The following is a 15,629-nucleotide window of genomic DNA, read 5'->3' as shown; positions in this document are numbered from 1 at the left end:
GTCGAGTCTGCCCGTCGAGGTCTTCGGTCAAGCCGCGTCGCACACACGCCTTCAGCGCACGACCCCATGCCTGTCATGACCGAAAAGGTCATCAGGAAGGCTGGCCTGCCCTGGTACACCTCCTACGACTCGCGGGCCTCGGCGTCAGGGGGCGGCTCCACAGTTGCTCGCGCCGGAATGGCCGCGCTGGTCGAGGCGCTGCGCATCCTGTTGCCGTCTGCTGCCTCCGAGGACTCGGCCGCGACTCCGAGGAAAGGAGAACCGAAAGAGACGGGCCAGGGTCGTGTGATCGATCCGGAGCGACGCAAGAAGATCGAGGACGCTGCCCAGGACTGGCTTATGGACCACTATCGCGACCAAGGCTTCCATGTGACCGACACGCGCATTGGCAACCCGTTCGATGCCGTTGCAGAGAAGCACGGAGCTGTGCTCTACCTCGAAGCTAAGGGCACGACCGGGCAGGGCGCGACAGTCCTCGTCACGAGAAACGAAGTCGCTTGGGCCAGGACGCACCTAGGCCTTTGCTACATCGGAATCTGGTCCGGAATGGTCTTTGACTCAAATGGCGACATAGACCCGGTCAGCGGCAACAAAGAGGTCTACTACTGGGACCCCGAAGATACCGAGCTCGTGCCTATTGACTACGAGTGGCATGTGCCGGAGTCGAAAGAGATGTGGCCGCACCTCAACTACGACTAGCCGGACGGTCCTCTCGCGGCTTCATGTTCGCCAGAGTCTCGTCTGGCGACAGGGGAGCAGCCAGCACCGCCTCAGCAATGCGCCGACCAGCAGCCGTCCGCTTCAGGACGTCTTCGTCGCGCTTGACGTGCTCGCGCAGGATGTGCCACACGGCAGCGACGTTCACGCCGTTGCCCATCTGCTTGTAGGTCGCAGCCGGGCGCTGATCGCCGAAGTCGTACCAGTCGGGAAGTCCCTGCAGGCGTGCCGTCTCCCTCGGCGACAGCCTCCGCTCACGCGGCCCAACGATGCTGGTTTGCGTAATCGCCACAAGCGCGGGCAGGTACGTTGGCGCCTTCGCCCGAATCCCCGATGGCCGGAAGTGCATCACGGTGTCCCACAGCCGGGGCGTGTCCTGGGCCTGCCACTCCAACTTTCGCCGCGAAGCTGGGAAGGCGTCGGTGTACACCCCGTACTTCGCCGTCCAGTCGTCGATCCAGTCCCGGTTAACTGCATAGAGGGCATAGTTCTTGGCGAGGTGACCGGCCTTCCACTGGGGAAGAGAAGGGTCCCACTCAAGTAGATCCTTATAGTCCGGGACGAGGCCGAAGTGGGAAACGACGTGGTCAAAGTCGGTCCAGGAGTCCGCCCAGATCGGGACGCCCGGCGGTCGCCTCCTGTCGGTCTGCTCGTACCACGTCTCGACCCACTCATTCCATGCCGTGATCCAGAGCCGCTCACTGGCGCTTAGTTCGCAGCCGGGGATGTTGTGCGAGTCGTCCAGCAGATCCTCTAGGTGCCACTCCTCCTTGGGCTCCCAGCCGTCGATGCGGTCGCTCGGCAGCGCAACAGGGGGCACGGGCAGTCCGTCGCCCAGCCCTGACGGATTGTGGGTCGCCGTGATGAACACGCGCTCTCGGACCTGAGGACGACCTCCGCGCTTAGGGGACAGGAGGTGAGGCGAGAAGATGGCGGGAGTCTCGGACACGCGGTAACCCTGCTCGCGCAGTGTCTCGATGATGACCTGCCACTCGTGCATGTGCCGAGGGCCGGCGAGATTGCGGACGTTCTCCAGCAGGACGATCTTCGGCTTGCGCTCCTCAATGATCTTCAAGATGTGCCAGTAGAGCGTGCCGCGCGCCTCGTCCATCCCCTTCTGAGCGCCAGACTTGGAGAAGGGCTGGCACGGGAAGCCGGCGACCAGTACGTCGTGAGGCGGAACGTTCATCACATCGTCGTTCGCGTCTTCCGTGATGTCGCCGTAGGGATCGAGGCCCCAGTTGCGCTTGTAGACCGCGGCGGCAGCCTTGTCGATCTCGACGGCGTAGACGCACTCGCCACCGTAGGCGGAAAGGGCGGCATGGAAGCCGCCCACACCGGCGAAGAGGTCGACGAACCGAAACGCGTGGGAACTCATGCGGAAAGCTTAGACCACGCTGGGGACAGCAGACGACGGCGACACCTTTGCGCCGCGCCGGTCTCATAGGCAGTCGGGCGGTCGAGACGGTGTCTGCGTAGGTCAGCATGGGTGGCGGGTCTTGCGTCTACGTGGATTCCAAGACGGCACAAACCAATCAGGCGCACCTGATCAAGCAGAGATCGGTACTAAAGATGCATTCCCCATTGGGCGATCTACAGCTTAGGGACAGCGCTACTGGCTAGTGGGCCGGGCTCTCCGGTTCACTGACGTGCCACGGGAGCTATCAATGGGGTACTTGGCCCGGCTGATCTTGAGCTTCTGCCTACGATGTCGTCGGGGTCGACCCCTAAAACGTCTGCCAGCAGGTAGCAGTAGGTCAGAACGTCCGCGAGTTCCTCGACCACTCGACTCGTGTCAGCAACGCTCTCCCACTGGAAACACTCCAGAAGCTCGCCGGCCTCGATCGAGATGCTCTTCGCGAGGTTGTCTGGGGTGTGGAACTGTCCCCAGTCGCGGTCGGCCACGAACTCACGGAGTTCCGCTAGCACTTCGTTTCCAGGCATGGACAACCCCTCTAGCGCCAATGGAGGGGGACCTGAGGCCCCGATCCGCTCTCAACCAAGCCTTCGCGAGCCTGGTGCTTCAGTTGGAAGACACGGGCAGCCTAGCCAGTCGATGCCGGGACCCGAGGATCACGAGGTCCCGAGCCGAGAAGCGATCAGGCGTGCACCATTGACGCCTCTGCAGAGGGGTTCAGGCACAGTCGGTCGCCGTCCCACGTGACGACATGCGGGTCCGTGATCTCGCCGATGAACTGGCCTCCGGTCTCATTACGGAAAGCCAGGAACTTGGTCTCGCCCGTCTCGCGGTCGTCGATGAACTTGCCGACGTAGAGGGTCGGGTCGTCGATCTCCTGAGCGCCGGCCAGGTCATACGGCCCCAGCACCGACTCGGCCGACGCGATCCAGACTCCACCCGTGATGCCGGCCGCGCGCGCCGCCTCGGGCATGTCTCCGACCGCGCAGTTGAACAGCAGCACCTGTCGACCATCCACGACGTGCGTCTGAAAGACCTCGAGCTGCCCGAACCCGGCCCCCGGCGAAGACAGCGGCTCCCGCAGCTCCCAGCTCTCCAGATCCGCCGACCACGCGTGCCCCACGACCCCGCGGTCCACTCGGTCCGAGGGATCGTGAGCAGGCCCGACCGCCGAGCGAGCCGTGATCAGCATGTGCCAGCCATCACCGTCCGGGTCAGCCACCACCCACGGGTCGCGGAACGCCTCGTCGTGCCAGTTCCCCTCGGGCGGGGGCGCGTACTTCTCGTACCAGCGACCGTCCGCCTCGAGCACCGGCCCCGGCGCCTTGTCCCAGGTGTAGAGGTCGGACGACACGGCATACCCGATCGACTGCACGTTCGCGCCGTGCTCGTTGAGCCGAGCCCCGGTGTAGAACATGAACCACCGCCCGTCCGGGTGCCGCACGACCGACCCGGTCCACGTCGCGAGCTCGTCGAAGGCAGGCGCGTCCGACCGCACGAGCGCATCGACCACGCGCTCCCAGTGCACGAGATCAGACGACACCGCGTGCCCGATCGATGCCCGGTAGTGGCGGGCGTGCGGGTCGCGCAGCGCACGCGACGCGTAGAGGAAGAACAGGTGATAGTCCGAGCCGTCGTCGACGAGCCAGAAGTCCCACACCCACGCCTCGGGGAGACGAAACACGATTCAGCCTTTCACGCCGGATGAGGCGATGGAGTTGATGAACGAGCGCTGGAAAGCCACGAACAGGACGAGCACCGGCGCGGTGATCATCGTGGCGTACGCCATGATCTGACCCCACGAGGTGTTGAGCTGCTTGAAGTAGTCGATGCCGACCATGACCGGCCGCAGCTCCTCGGTCTGCACCGCCATGAGCGGCCAGAGGTACTGGTTCCACATCGGCAGGAAGGTGAGGATCGCGACCGTCGCGATCGCCGGCCCCGACAGCGGCATGACGATGCTCCGGTAGATGCGGAACCACCCGGCGCCGTCGACCTTCGCCGCCTCGTCCAGCTCCTTCGGGATGCTGTCGAAGTACTGGTAGAAGAGGAAGATCGAGAAGGCGTTCGCGATGAACGGGATGATCTGCACCTGGTAGGTGTCGAGCCAACCCTGCGAGATGCCGTCGGGCCCGAGGAAGGGCAGCTGGTTCGACCACCACAGCAGCGGCAGCGCGAGCGTCTCGAAGGGCACGATGAGTGTCGCGAGGATGATCCCGAGCACCGCTCCCGCTCCACGGAAGCCGATGCGCGAGAGGGCGAAGGCCGCCATCGAGTTGACGACGATCCCGAGCACCACGGTGACGACCGTGATGACGACCGAGTTCATCATGAACTGCGCGAAGGGCACTCGCCCGAAGACGCCGGTGTAGTTCTCCGTCGAGATGTCCCCGGTCGGCAGGAAGGCCTTGAAGCTGCCGAGGTCGTCGAAGATCTGCAGGTCGGGCTTGAAGCTCGACACGACCATGAAGACCAGCGGCAGACCGAAGACGAGGCACAGCACGATCCGCAGCAGGAGGCCGAGGGCGTGCCGGGCCGGGTGCGGCCGGTCGCCACCGCGGTGATGCTCGGGGACGGCGGTCTCGGCGACGTGGGCCAGGCCCTCGCTGCCGGTGGTGACGGTGGCGCTCATCGGACGACGTCCTTGTCTCGGGTGACGTAGCGGTTGAGCAGCGTGACGGCGAGCACGAGCACGAAGAAGGCGAGCGAGATGGCCGACGCGTAGCCGGTCTGCTGCTGCTGGAAGCCGGTGCGCACCGCCATGAGCACGAGCGTCGACGTCGAGTCGAGCGGTCCGCCCTGGGTCATGATGTTGACCTGGGTGAAGAGCGCGAACGCCGAGATCGTGATCGTGATGAGGATGAACGTGCGGGTCGCGCGCAGCCCCGGCCACGTGACGTAGCGGAACTTCTGCCACGTGTCGGCCCCGTCGAGGTCGGCCGCCTCGTAGAGGTCGGCGGGTATGGTCTGCAGCCCGGAGAGCCAGATGACCATGTGGAAGCCCATCGCCTGCCACGCCGACATGAGGATGATCGCGAGCAGCGCCGTCTTCGGGTCGCCGAGCCAGTCCGGCCCGACGATCCCGAACTTGAGCAGCACCTCGTTGATGAGCCCGTTCTTCTGGTACATGAACAGCCACAGCATCGACACGACGACCATCGAGGTGACGACCGGCAGGAAGTAGACGGTCCGGAAGAAGTTGACCCCGCGCATCTTGACGTTGACGAGCAGCGCCAGCCCGAGCGCGCACGCCGACTGCAGCGGCACGATGACCACGGCGAAGACGATCGTGTTGCGCAGCGACTTCCAGAACGTCTCGTCCTGGAAGAGGCGGACGAAGTTGTCGGTGCCGATGAACTCGGCCGGCCGGGGCGAGATGAGCCGGGCGTTGGTGAACGCCAGCCCGAACGTCAGCCCGATCGGGATGAGCAGGAAGGTGATGAGCAGGACCGCCGCCGGCAGCAGCATGAGCAGTGCCGTCGTGGTCGATGAGCGAGAGCCCTTGGCCGGCTTGCGCTCCCGAAGCGTGGTCGCCGACGCGTTCTCGGCAGCGGTGATGGTGGACATGTCAGTCACTCACTGGAAGTAGCCGTTGGACTTCTGGTTGGCGTCGATGTTCTTGACGGCCTGGTCGAGCGCCTGCTTGGGGTCGGCGCCGTTGAGGATGTCCTGCGCGGTCTTCGTGAACTCCGTCGCGATGAAGGGGTAGCCCGGGGTCACGGGACGCAGCACGGCGAACTTCTTCGCGTAGTCGAGGAAGATCTCGTTCTCCCCGCCCTTCTCGTAGCCCTTGACCTGGGCCGCCGCGGCGTCCGTCGCCGGGATGTTGTTCGTGTCCCGAGCCACCGAAGCCACGTACTTGTCCTGCGCCGCGAACTTCATGTAGTCGAGCGCGCCGGCCTGGTCGGAGCAGTTCGTCGAGACGCCCCACTGCCACGAGCCGCCACCGATCTTCGGGCCGGTGCCGAGGTCCGGCGGCGGGAGGAAGAGGGTGTCCTTGCCGAAGGCCTTGCGGGTGTCGACGGCCGTCCACGTGCCGTTGTAGAGGAGCGCGGACTTGCCGTTGATGAAGTCCTTGGCCGGGTCGGCGCCGGACTTGAGCGGCACGAGCCCCTCGGTGACGAGGCTGCGGAACCACGTCGCCCACTCGACGGCCTTGGGGCCGTTGAGCGCTCCCTCGGCGGTCTTGTAGCCGTCGCGGTTGATGAGGTCCCCGCCGAAGCTCTGGAGCATCGGGGAGTACGCGTAGGGCCACCACTCGCCGGTGAAGCTCGTCGCGATGTCGAGCGGGCTCTGGAAGTCGCCGGACGCCTTGATCTTCTTGAGCGCCGCGCTGAACTCGTCCTTCGTCCACGGGGAGTCGGTGGTCGGGACGCGGATGCCGTACTTGTCGAGGATCGTCTTGCGCGTGACCATGACGAGCGCGACGTCGTAGTAGCCGTAGGAGTACGTCTTGTTGTCGTACTTCCCGAGCACGGTCGGCAGGTACTTCGAGAGCGTGTCGTCGAGGCCCTCGAGCGGGGCGAGGTAGCCGGCCCACGCCCAGTTCGGCACGTTGGGGCCGTCGATGTCGAGGATGCACGGGAGCTTCTTGGAGGCGGCTGCCGCGACGACGGACTGGTTGTAGCTGTCCTGCGGGAAGGCCTGGATCTTGACCTTGTACTTGCTCTGGCTCGCGTTGTAGTCGTTGACGATCGCCGTGATGGCCGCGAGCTCGGCCTTGTTGCCGGCGTTGTGCGTCCACATCGTCAGCTCGCCCCCGGCGCCGCCGGTGCTGGAGCTGCCGCCCTTGGTGCAGGCGGCCATGGAGAGGGGCAGCGCCGCGGCGAGCAGGCCGACGGCGACGCGCTTGGTGGTGGGGGTGAGCTTCATCGGTTCCTCCGTGGTGGGAAGGTCAGCGTCAGTGCTAAAACCTTTCAGCCCCGAAGGTAGCGGCTGTGTCCAACCTTCCACAAGAGGTTGCTAAAACCTTTTCACCAGCAGGTATGCCGTCTCGGCGCCCCTACCGTGGGGTACGCTGTCCGCGGGTGCCCTGGGAGGGAGCACCCGGCATACGCGATCCGGCGGACGATGTGACCATGTGACGATGCGACGAACCGACAGGGGTGGCAGGTGACCAAGCGACCGACGCTCGCCGACGTCGCCGCTCTGGCCGGGATGTCCAAGACGGCCGTCAGCCTCGTGCTCAACGACCGGCCCGGCTCACGCCTGTCGGCCGACGCGGTGGCCCGCATCCACGAGGCGGCGCGCGAGCTGAACTACCGGCCCAACCCGGCCGCCCGCTCCCTGCGCCTTGGCACGACCGGCACCATCGGCTTCATCTCCGACGAGGTGACGATCACCCGCTTCGCCTCCGCGATGATCCGGGGCCTGCTCGACGTCGCCGACGAGCGTGACCACGCCGTCCTCATCGCCGAGACCGGCAACCACCCCAAGCAGCTGGCCAAGGCCCTCGAGTTCATGGTCGACCGCCAGGTCGACGGCATCGTGTTCGGGTCGATGGCCGCTCGCCTCCTCGACCTGCCACCGCTGCCCGAGTCGATGCGCGTCGTCACGGCCAACAGCGCGACCAGCGCCGGCGACGACACCTACGCCTCCGTGCTGCCCGCCGAGCACGAGGCCGGTCGGGCCATGATGCGCCTGCTCCTCGAGCAGGGGCACGGCGAGGGCATCGGCATCATCGGCAGCGCCCCGAGCGCCCCGGCCGACAGACGCTCCTCGGTGACCATCGGCGCGCGCTTCGCCGGCATCGACGAGGCGCTGGCCGAGGCGGGCGCGACACCTGTCGCCGTCGTCGACGTCGGCTCCTGGGAGCCGTGGAACGGCTACTCCGGGACCAAGCAGGTGCTCGAGTCGGGCGCCCCGGTGACCGCGCTGCTCTGCCTCAACGACCGCGTGGCGTTCGGCGCCTACCAGGCGTTGGGCGAGCACGGCCTGCGCGTCCCCGACGACGTGTCGATCGCCTCCTTCGACGACGACGAGATCGCCTCCTACCTCCGGCCCGCGCTGACGACCGCGAAGCTGCCCTACGAGGAGATGGGCCGCAAGGCGATGGAGCTCGTCCTCGGCCCCGACGAGCCGGGTGGGGAGCACCTCGTCGAGATGCCCGTCCAGGTGCGCGGCTCGATCCGCAACCTCACCTGACGCCCCGCCGGCGTCAGTGCGAGGTCACGACCTTGACGCGGCCGGCCACGACGCACGCGTACGTCGACGGGCACTCGAGCTCGTAGACACGGTCGGCGGGCTTGTCCCAGACGTCGTAGAGGCCCGTCTCCTGGGTGGCCGCGTTCCACGCCGTCCCGTTGAACGTCGCGACCGAGCCGCCGGTGAGCAGTGCCGAGCAGAAGCTCGTCGCCGGGCAGGCCACGTCGTAGGTGCCCTCCAGCTGGAAGTCCGTGGGGGCGGCGAGGCGGCGCCACGTCGTCCCGTCGAACCGCAGGCTCGTGCCACCCTCGTCGACGGCGAGGCACATCGTCGTCGACGCGCACGACACGACGGCGCTGCGCTCGGTGCCGCTCGCCAGATCCTTCGGCGCCGACCACGTCGACCCGTTCCACCGCGACCAGTAGCCGTTGCCGCCGTGGACGGCGATGCAGAAGGTCTTGCTCAGGCAGTCGACCGCGGTCGGCGCCCCGCCGTTGAAGGTGAAGACCGTCTTGTAGGCGCTCCACGAGGTGCCGTTGAAGGTGCTGACGTGGCCGAACGGGTCGAACGCGACGCACCACCCCGCCACCAGGCAGTCGGGGTCGCCGAGATCGGCAGGAGCGGTCCCGTTGGCCGACCAGGTGGACCCGCTCAGGGTGCGCCACGTGCGCGCCGAGGAGACGTTCGTGAGGCACCACGTCGAGCTGGCGCAGCTCGCGCTCGAGGCGACGTACGAGATGGTGACCGGCGCCGCCCACGCCGTGCCGTTCCAGCGGTAGGCCTTGCCGCGCTCGTCCGTGGCGAGGCAGCTCGTCGCCGCGCCGCACGCGAGGTCGACGATGCCCCCACGGGTCGCGTCGAAGCTGGCCAGAGCCGACCACGACGAGCCGTTGAAGCGGGTGTAGCGCCCTTGGGACTCCACGCCGATGCACGTCGTGGAGACGCAGGACAGCGAGAATCCTCGGGGCGAGCCGAAGGCGGTGACCCTGCTCCAGGTCGTGCCGTTCCACCGCGAGTAGCCGCGCTGATAGTCGGCGGTGATGCAGAACGCCGTCGAGGTGCACGAGACGTCGTAGCCCTGGAAACCATTGGTGGAGTCGAAGGTCGGCAGGACCTTCCACGACGACCCGTCCCAGCGGACCGACAGGCCGCCGCTCGAGGTGGCCATGCAGAAGGTGGCGCTCGTGCACGACACGTCGTACGTCGACGCGCCGCTCGGCTGGATCTTCGTCGACGTCCACGTGCTGCCGTTCCAGCGCGCCGCCCACCCGGCGGCATACATGTCCTGCCCGACGGCCATGCAGAAGCTCGTCGAGACGCAGTCGACCTGGCCGACGGAGGCCGTGATCGTGGTGGCGGTCGTCCAGGACGTGCCGTTGTAGCGTGCCGTCCAGCTCTTCCAGCTCTCGTCCATGCCCACGGCCATGCAGAAGGTGGCGGACGTGCAGTCGACCGAGGCAGCGACGAGCTCAGCACCGGTCGAGCTCTTGATCCGGGTGAGGGCGCTCCACACGCCGCTGCGGTAGGTGACGACCCCGCCGTGGTCCGCGACCGCCATGCAGAACGACGACGACACGCATGACAGCGACGAGATGCCGCCGTCCGTGTCGGTGTCAGCGGGCGTGACGACCCGCTTCGGGGCGCTCCAGGCGGTGCCGTTCCACGTGAGGACCTGACCGGAGCTGTCGCCGGCCATGCACCATGTGGTCGTCACGCACGCAACCGTCCGAGGGGCGCCGAGGTAGGGCGCCACACGCACGGGCGCCGACCACACGAGGGGCGTGGTGGTGGCCGTGATCTCGACCGGGGCGGAGATGTTCGGGAAGGAGTCGTGCGCCCAGACGGAGTAGCCGTAGGTCGTGCCGGGCGTCAGGTTCTGGTCCGTGAACGTCGTGCCGGTGGTCTCGGCGACGACGGTGCCCTCGAACGGGTCGCCCGTCGTCGCGCCGTCGACGACGCGACGGATCGTGACGCCGGTGAGGTCGGCGTCCGTCGGGTTCTGCCAGGTCAGCGTCACCGAGTTCTTCGTCGGCTTGGTCGTGACGAGCGACGTGACGGACGACGGCTCCATCGTGTCGACGGGCTGACCGGTCACGTAGCCGACGACGTCGGCGACGAGGTCGACCGTGCCCGAGGACTGCACGAGGAGGTCGACCCAGCCGTCGGGCGACACCGGAGCGAGCACGAGGTTGGCGTCGTTGCGGCTCTTGGTGAACTGCATCTGCGATCCGGTCGGCAGGTTGCTCGCCCCCGGGAGCACGCTGACGCGCCCCTGCGCCGTGGCCCGCGTCGCGGTGACGTTGAGCAGGACTGCGTGCACACCGGCATACGGCACCCCGGCGTAGCCGGTGACCTGGATCTCGGCCCACCCTTCGTTCCCGACGGGGCCGCCGCCGTCCGTCCGCGTGTCGAGCAGGCGAGCCGGGGCGACCGCGGACATGGCGCCGTCGGTCGCGGGAGTGCCCGCACGCACCCAGCCGACGACGTCGGCGATGGCGTGGACCGACCCGTTGCTCGTGACCCGCAGGTCGACCGAGCCGGTGTCCGAGAGGGGCACGAGCACGAGGTTGGCGCGCACCTGGCCCGTGGCGTAGTTGAGGCTCGACGTCGTCACCGTGCCGCTCAGCGTCGGCCCGACCGTGAGGAAGCCGGAGGCCGTGCCCCCGACCGCGGTGACGTTGAGGACCACGGCGCCGGCACCGGCGGAGGGCACGCCACCACGGCCGGCCACGGGCAGCGTCACCGTGGTGCCGCCCGTCAGGATGCCCTTGGCGGCGCCCGTCCCGTCGCGGGTGTCGAGGAGCCGCTTCGGTGCGAGCGGGGAGTATGCGCCCGGCTCGGTCGCGTCGCCGGCCTCGACCCAGCCGACGACCTCAGCGAGCAGCTGCGCCGACCCGGAGCCGCCGACGCGCAGCTCCGCGCGACCGTCGGCGGACAGCCGGGTGACGACGAGGTTGGTCGCGAGGTCACCCGTCGCGTAGTTGAGCGAGGACGCCGTCGGCACCGGCGAACCAGCGGCGTATGCCGTCACGAACCCCGGGCCGGTCGGGGACACGACCGTGAGCGTCAGCGCCACGGCGCCGACCCCGGTCGCGGGGACGCCCTCGCGTCCGTTCACCTGGAACGAGACGCTCGTCCCCGCGGCCACCGCTGCCTTGGTGGCGCCGAGGCCGGTGCGGGTGTCGAGGAGGCGGTGCGCCGGCAGCGCGTGCATGCCGCCGGGGAGCGATGCCGCCGAGACCGCGCCGGTGGCCGTGGCCGTGCGGGCTCCCTCGGTCGGTGCCGGGGCAGCCGTGGCGTCGTCAGCGGACGTCGAGTCCGAGGACGTCGTTCGCGGGGTGCGCTGCGGCGCGGTGGCGGTCGAGCCGGTCAGGGCCGCCGCACGGGTCGCCGTCGTGCGATCCACCGAGCCGGCGCGCTCGCGACGGACCTGGGACACGTCTCCCGAGGCAGGTGCCGTCGAGGACGCCGTCGCCGCGCGAGCGGGCGCGCCCGCGTTCGGGACGGCATACGTCATCGCCGACGAGGGCGAGGCGACGATGGTGGTCAGCGTCAAGGACGCCGCGAAGGCAGCCGCGACGGCGCGCAGAGTGGGCATGCGTTGGATCCCCTGTGTCGAGCCGCCCACCGTGGTGCGGCGGGCTCAGGATAGGGGCAGGCGCGCCCTGCACGGGACGATTCACCGACGAACCGTGGCGTGGGACGGAAACGCGGCCCCCGGCACACGCCACGAGCGCGACAGCGAGGGTCGCGGCACTGTCGGTGGTCGCGTCTAGAGTCGTTTCATGGCAGGCGAACCCACGATGCTCGAGCTCCTGAGGAGCCGGCTCACCGACCTCGAGGCGCGACAGCGCGCCACGGGCGGCGCAGCCGAGGGCGGGTTCTGGGAGCGCTTCGCGGGGCGTATGCCGTCTCCTCCGTCCGAGCCCGACGCGCGGTCTGCGCGGGCCGGGCGTCGAGCGCGACGCGTGGCACCTGCTGCTCGTCCTGAGCGCCGAGCGGCCGGCCCGTGGTCGGGCCTGGCGGCAGCCGACGGGGACTCACTCGAGCAGCTGGACCTGCGGCACCCGAGGTGGCTCGACGCAGGCGACTACGAGCAGATGGTCGACGACCCCGCGTGGGTCGAGGCGACCTCGGCTCGCGCGGGCGCCTCGGCGGGCGTCGACGCGGGGGGTGTCGCCTCGGCGGGCGTCGACGAGGCCATCGTCGTCGAGGCCGCGGCCGGGCTGGGGCTGACCCGCCATGCCGAGGCCGAGCTCACCGCCGCGGCCGAGCGAGTTGCACGTCAGCGGCGCACGCACGAGGTCACCCTCGTCACCATCGTCTCCGAGCTCGTGTCGCGCGGCATCGAGGCACCCGATGGCTTGTCGCGCACCGACTGGCTGCGCAGCCACGACCCGAGCCTGACTGCCGGTCAGGCCAGGGCGTTCGTCACCGTCGGCACCGCCCTGGCCGAGGCACGGTGGGCGCGACTGCGTCTGCTCGTGGCCACCCAGCAGGTCACGGTCGGCAACGCCGCGCAGATCGTCGACTTCGACCAGCGCACGAGCCCCGTGGCCGACCCCGACGACCTCACGACCGCACTGGCCGACCTCACCGACCAGGCGCCCCAGCTGCGACCCGAGGAGCTCGCCCGACTCGTCCGGCACCACTCCGAGCAGGTCCGCCCGCCGCGCGACGAGGACCGCCTCGACCGGGGGCGGCGCGAGGCGCGTGGGCTCTGGTTCACCCCGCCCAACGCGACGGGCATGGTCGGTCTGCGTGGCGTGCTCGACCCGGAGGGCGCCGCCGTCCTCAGGTCTGCGATCGACCCGCTCTCGATCCCCTGCCCCGAGAAGGACGAGCACGGCCACACGGTCACCCCCGACGACCGCACTCCCGCGCGACGCCGGATGGACGGCCTGCTGACGATGGTGCAGCGCGGGGTCGCCTCGGCCGACGGCGTCCCGACCACAGACAAGGCCAAGGTCGTCGTCCTCATCGACCTCGAGAGCCTCGTGTCCGACCTCGAGCCGGACGTCCCCGAGTCGTTCCGCCGCCGCAGCTCGTCCCGTTGCGGCACGACCCTGACGGGCGACGTGCTGTCGCCGGGTGTGGTGCGCCGGATGGCCTGCGACGCCGAGATCATCCCCATGGTGCTCGGTCGCGAGAGCGAGCCGCTCGACGTGGGGCGCAGTCAACGCCTCTTCACCCGCGGTCAGCGCCTCGCCCTCATCGCGCGCGACCAGGGCTGCAGCTTCGACGGGTGCACGGTCCCCGCGACCTGGTGCGACGCCCACCACGTCGTCCACTGGCGACACGGCGGCCGCACGTGCGTCAGCAACGCCGCCCTGCTCTGCCAGCGGCACCACACCGAGGTCCACGAGCGCGACCTCACGGCGACGGTCACCGCCACCGGCGTCACCTGGCACACCTGACGGCCGCGCCCCACACCCCGCCGACCGTGGCGGGGTCGCCGGCACGTCCGCAGCGCTCCGAAGGCTCAGGCGCCGCCGCCGCCGATGACGCCAGCGGTGCCGGTGTTCACGTACTCCTTGCCGCAGCGAGCGCAGGCACGGTAGAGCTGGCCGTCCGTGGTGTGGGTCGTCCTCCACACGTGGTGCGTGTTGGTGCGGCACCCCAGCACGCGGCGGGGCGCAGGCTCAGGCTGCGGGCCGCCGTCGGTGAGGGCCGCGTGCATCGACGACGCCGAGGCGGCGACCCCGACCGCGTAGCGCCACGCGGCGATGCGTCCGAGGTCGTGCATCTCGGCGACGAGCTCGTCGTGGTAGCGGTTGCGCGCCTCGGAGGGGAGGCCGTTGGTCGCGCGTTCCATCGCCGCCACGGCAAACCGGATCGATCCCCGCTGCTGCTTCCTTCTCATGACAACCCCTCCTTGGGCATCACGGCAAAACCGGACTGCGGTCGACGCGCAGCCGTCAGGGCCTGCTGCGCCTGCCTGCCGCCGGACTCCGTCAGGCGGTAGTACCTGCGCGCCGGCCGTCCCTCCCTGCTGGGATCGATGTCCTCCCAGGAGGACTCCAGCCAACCCACGCGCTCGAGGCGCGCCAGGATCGGGTGGACCGTCCCGCTCGGCAGGCCCGCGACCTTGCCGATCTGCGAGCCGTACCACTCCGCCCCGAGGTCGCTCATCAGGACGCCGAGGACCAACCGAGTGGCGATGGTCATGCGCGGAGGCATAGTCGTACTCTACCTAGGGGTACGCCGTGGCGACAAGCCCCTTGCACCCGCAGTCACGACACCGTCACCCGGCCGCGACTCCTGCACTGCCGACGTCAGGAGACCGTCGGCCGCTCGAGGCTCGGTGCGTCCGTGCGCGACAGCGTGATCATCGCGAGCTCGACGAGGTCGTGCTTCTCGACCTCGTGCCCGAGCGCCGCGAGCCGGTCGGCCACCTCCGACTCCGTGTCGTTGCCGGTGAGGTCGACGGCCGCGACGAGGAAGACGCGCCCCGGACCGATAAACTCGAGGTGCAGGAAGGTCACGCGCTCGACCCCGGGGCTGCCGCTCAGCGCGTCGAACGCGCGCTCCCACAGCTCCGGCCGCACGGCCTGCCCGACGAGGTAGTCGCGGTTGCGCCCGATGAGGAAGATCGCGACGACGCCGAGCAGCAGCCCGACGAGGATCGAGCCGATCGCATCCCAGACGGCGTTGCCGGTGACCTGGTGCAGGAAGATGCCGAGCCCCGCGATGACGAGGCCGATGAGAGCCGCTGCGTCCTCGGCGAAGACCGCGCGCAGCGTCGGGTTCGACGTGTTGGCGATGAACTTGAGCGGCCGCAGTCCGCGGGCCCGCGCCTCCGACCGGGTCTGCCGCGTCGCCTGGACGAACGAGACGCTCTCGAGCACGAAGGCGATGGCGAGCACGGCATACGCCCACGTGTACGACGTCTCCGGCTCCTCGTGGCCGAGCACCGAGATGCCGTGCCACACCGACACGACGGCGCCGGCGCCGAAGAGCCCGAACGCCGCGAACATCGACCAGACGTACGCCTCGCGCCCGTAGCCGAAGGGGTGCGTCGAGTCCCGCGGCTGCCCCGCCCGCCGCTCCGCGATGAGCAGGAAGATCTCGTTGCCCGCGTCGGCCCACGAGTGCGCGGCCTCCGCCACCATCGACGCCGACCCGGTGATGATCGCGACGACCGACTTCGCCACGGCGATCAGGGCGTTCATCGCCAGCGCGATGATGACGGTGAGCAGGCTCTCGCTCTTCTGGCCCTGCTCGCGCTCCGCCGTGTCAGCCATGCTCGCCAGTCTTCCGCTCGGGGGTCACCCGCTCAAGGGGCGCCCAGCTGGGCGCTCCGTGGGCGCTCTGTGGGCGCTCGGGTCCCCCGCGGCATACCCGGTGGGGG

Annotated in this window: 13 protein-coding genes; 3 read left to right on the top strand and 10 right to left on the bottom strand. The window is 69.1% G+C overall.

Features of this window, described 5'->3' with window-relative positions; translation table 11 throughout:
* Nucleotides 1-75 precede the first annotated feature (75 nt).
* Nucleotides 76-699, top strand: coding sequence for a protein NO VEIN domain-containing protein (locus ACSQ2D_RS01105; protein ID WP_435984177.1), 624 nt, complete (start codon nt 76-78; stop codon nt 697-699).
* On the opposite strand, the gene ACSQ2D_RS01100 is transcribed toward ACSQ2D_RS01105, so the two are convergent.
* The 6 genes from ACSQ2D_RS01100 to ACSQ2D_RS01075 all read right to left on the bottom strand — a co-directional run bounded on the left by ACSQ2D_RS01100 (nt 686) and on the right by ACSQ2D_RS01075 (nt 7,006).
* Nucleotides 686-2,095: a DNA cytosine methyltransferase gene (locus ACSQ2D_RS01100; protein WP_435984176.1), complete on the bottom strand. Its 1,410-nt coding sequence runs from the start codon at nt 2,093-2,095 to the stop codon at nt 686-688. The two genes, ACSQ2D_RS01105 and ACSQ2D_RS01100, sit on opposite strands and share 14 nt — an antisense overlap.
* A gap of 263 nt (nt 2,096-2,358) precedes the next feature.
* Nucleotides 2,359-2,661, bottom strand: coding sequence for a nucleotide pyrophosphohydrolase (locus ACSQ2D_RS01095; RefSeq protein WP_435984175.1), 303 nt, complete (start codon nt 2,659-2,661; stop codon nt 2,359-2,361).
* A 155-nt stretch (nt 2,662-2,816) separates the two neighbouring features.
* Entirely contained in the window at nt 2,817-3,794 is a 978-nt protein-coding gene (locus ACSQ2D_RS01090) for a glycosyl hydrolase family 32 (protein ID WP_435984174.1), read from the bottom strand.
* A 27-nt stretch (nt 3,795-3,821) separates the two neighbouring features.
* Nucleotides 3,822-4,766 carry a carbohydrate ABC transporter permease gene (locus tag ACSQ2D_RS01085; RefSeq protein ID WP_435984173.1) on the bottom strand — a complete coding sequence of 315 codons (945 nt, stop codon included), beginning with the start codon at nt 4,764-4,766 and terminating at the stop codon, nt 3,822-3,824.
* Entirely contained in the window at nt 4,763-5,701 is a 939-nt protein-coding gene (locus tag ACSQ2D_RS01080) for a carbohydrate ABC transporter permease (protein WP_028785260.1), read from the bottom strand. Before ACSQ2D_RS01080 ends, ACSQ2D_RS01085 begins: the two co-directional genes overlap by 4 nt.
* Nucleotides 5,702-5,710: 9 nt before the next feature.
* Nucleotides 5,711-7,006, bottom strand: a complete 1,296-nt coding sequence (locus tag ACSQ2D_RS01075; RefSeq protein WP_435984172.1) for an ABC transporter substrate-binding protein — start codon at nt 7,004-7,006, stop codon at nt 5,711-5,713.
* A 240-nt stretch (nt 7,007-7,246) separates the two neighbouring features.
* On the opposite strand from ACSQ2D_RS01075, the gene ACSQ2D_RS01070 reads away from it, so the two are divergent.
* Nucleotides 7,247-8,278 carry a LacI family DNA-binding transcriptional regulator gene (locus ACSQ2D_RS01070; protein ID WP_435984171.1) on the top strand — a complete coding sequence of 344 codons (1,032 nt, stop codon included), beginning with the start codon at nt 7,247-7,249 and terminating at the stop codon, nt 8,276-8,278.
* 13 nt (nt 8,279-8,291) lie between these two features.
* Here ACSQ2D_RS01070 and ACSQ2D_RS01065 read toward each other — a convergent pair whose 3' ends face one another.
* Nucleotides 8,292-11,876 carry a hypothetical protein gene (locus ACSQ2D_RS01065; protein WP_435984170.1) on the bottom strand — a complete coding sequence of 1,195 codons (3,585 nt, stop codon included), beginning with the start codon at nt 11,874-11,876 and terminating at the stop codon, nt 8,292-8,294.
* A 187-nt stretch (nt 11,877-12,063) separates the two neighbouring features.
* Between ACSQ2D_RS01065 and ACSQ2D_RS01060 the strand changes: the two genes are divergently transcribed.
* Nucleotides 12,064-13,695 (top strand): DUF222 domain-containing protein, encoded by a 1,632-nt coding sequence (locus ACSQ2D_RS01060; protein ID WP_435984169.1) that lies wholly within the window; start codon nt 12,064-12,066, stop codon nt 13,693-13,695.
* 65 nt (nt 13,696-13,760) lie between these two features.
* Here ACSQ2D_RS01060 and ACSQ2D_RS01055 read toward each other — a convergent pair whose 3' ends face one another.
* From ACSQ2D_RS01055 to ACSQ2D_RS01045, 3 genes are all read right to left on the bottom strand, one after another.
* Nucleotides 13,761-14,141: a hypothetical protein gene (locus ACSQ2D_RS01055; RefSeq protein WP_435984168.1), complete on the bottom strand. Its 381-nt coding sequence runs from the start codon at nt 14,139-14,141 to the stop codon at nt 13,761-13,763.
* A complete protein-coding gene (locus tag ACSQ2D_RS01050) occupies nt 14,138-14,446 on the bottom strand; it encodes a PadR family transcriptional regulator (protein WP_435984167.1) in 309 nt (102 codons plus the stop codon). Before ACSQ2D_RS01050 ends, ACSQ2D_RS01055 begins: the two co-directional genes overlap by 4 nt.
* Before the next feature lie 107 nt (nt 14,447-14,553).
* Nucleotides 14,554-15,522, bottom strand: coding sequence for a cation diffusion facilitator family transporter (locus ACSQ2D_RS01045; RefSeq protein WP_435984166.1), 969 nt, complete (start codon nt 15,520-15,522; stop codon nt 14,554-14,556).
* Nucleotides 15,523-15,629: the final 107 nt, after the last annotated feature.

This window comes from Terrabacter sp. LjRoot27 (genome assembly GCF_964254175.1).
In the GTDB taxonomy this organism is placed as follows: Bacteria; Actinomycetota; Actinomycetes; order Actinomycetales; family Dermatophilaceae; genus Terrabacter.
This window is presented reverse-complemented; position numbering and strand designations above follow the sequence as displayed.

Excerpts from the sequence above, each read along its gene's own strand:
- ACSQ2D_RS01065 (WP_435984170.1), bottom strand. The coding sequence starts at position 11,876 with ATGCCCACTCTGCGCGCCGTCGCGGCTGCCTTCGCGGCGTCCTTGACG.
- ACSQ2D_RS01085 (WP_435984173.1), bottom strand. The coding sequence starts at position 4,766 with ATGAGCGCCACCGTCACCACCGGCAGCGAGGGCCTGGCCCACGTCGCC.
- ACSQ2D_RS01050 (WP_435984167.1), bottom strand. The coding sequence starts at position 14,446 with ATGACCATCGCCACTCGGTTGGTCCTCGGCGTCCTGATGAGCGACCTC.
- ACSQ2D_RS01080 (WP_028785260.1), bottom strand. The coding sequence starts at position 5,701 with ATGTCCACCATCACCGCTGCCGAGAACGCGTCGGCGACCACGCTTCGG.
- ACSQ2D_RS01100 (WP_435984176.1), bottom strand. The coding sequence starts at position 2,095 with ATGAGTTCCCACGCGTTTCGGTTCGTCGACCTCTTCGCCGGTGTGGGC.
- ACSQ2D_RS01055 (WP_435984168.1), bottom strand. The coding sequence starts at position 14,141 with ATGAGAAGGAAGCAGCAGCGGGGATCGATCCGGTTTGCCGTGGCGGCG.
- ACSQ2D_RS01105 (WP_435984177.1), top strand. The coding sequence starts at position 76 with ATGACCGAAAAGGTCATCAGGAAGGCTGGCCTGCCCTGGTACACCTCC.
- ACSQ2D_RS01045 (WP_435984166.1), bottom strand. The coding sequence starts at position 15,522 with ATGGCTGACACGGCGGAGCGCGAGCAGGGCCAGAAGAGCGAGAGCCTG.
- ACSQ2D_RS01095 (WP_435984175.1), bottom strand. The coding sequence starts at position 2,661 with ATGCCTGGAAACGAAGTGCTAGCGGAACTCCGTGAGTTCGTGGCCGAC.
- ACSQ2D_RS01075 (WP_435984172.1), bottom strand. The coding sequence starts at position 7,006 with ATGAAGCTCACCCCCACCACCAAGCGCGTCGCCGTCGGCCTGCTCGCC.
- ACSQ2D_RS01060 (WP_435984169.1), top strand. The coding sequence starts at position 12,064 with ATGGCAGGCGAACCCACGATGCTCGAGCTCCTGAGGAGCCGGCTCACC.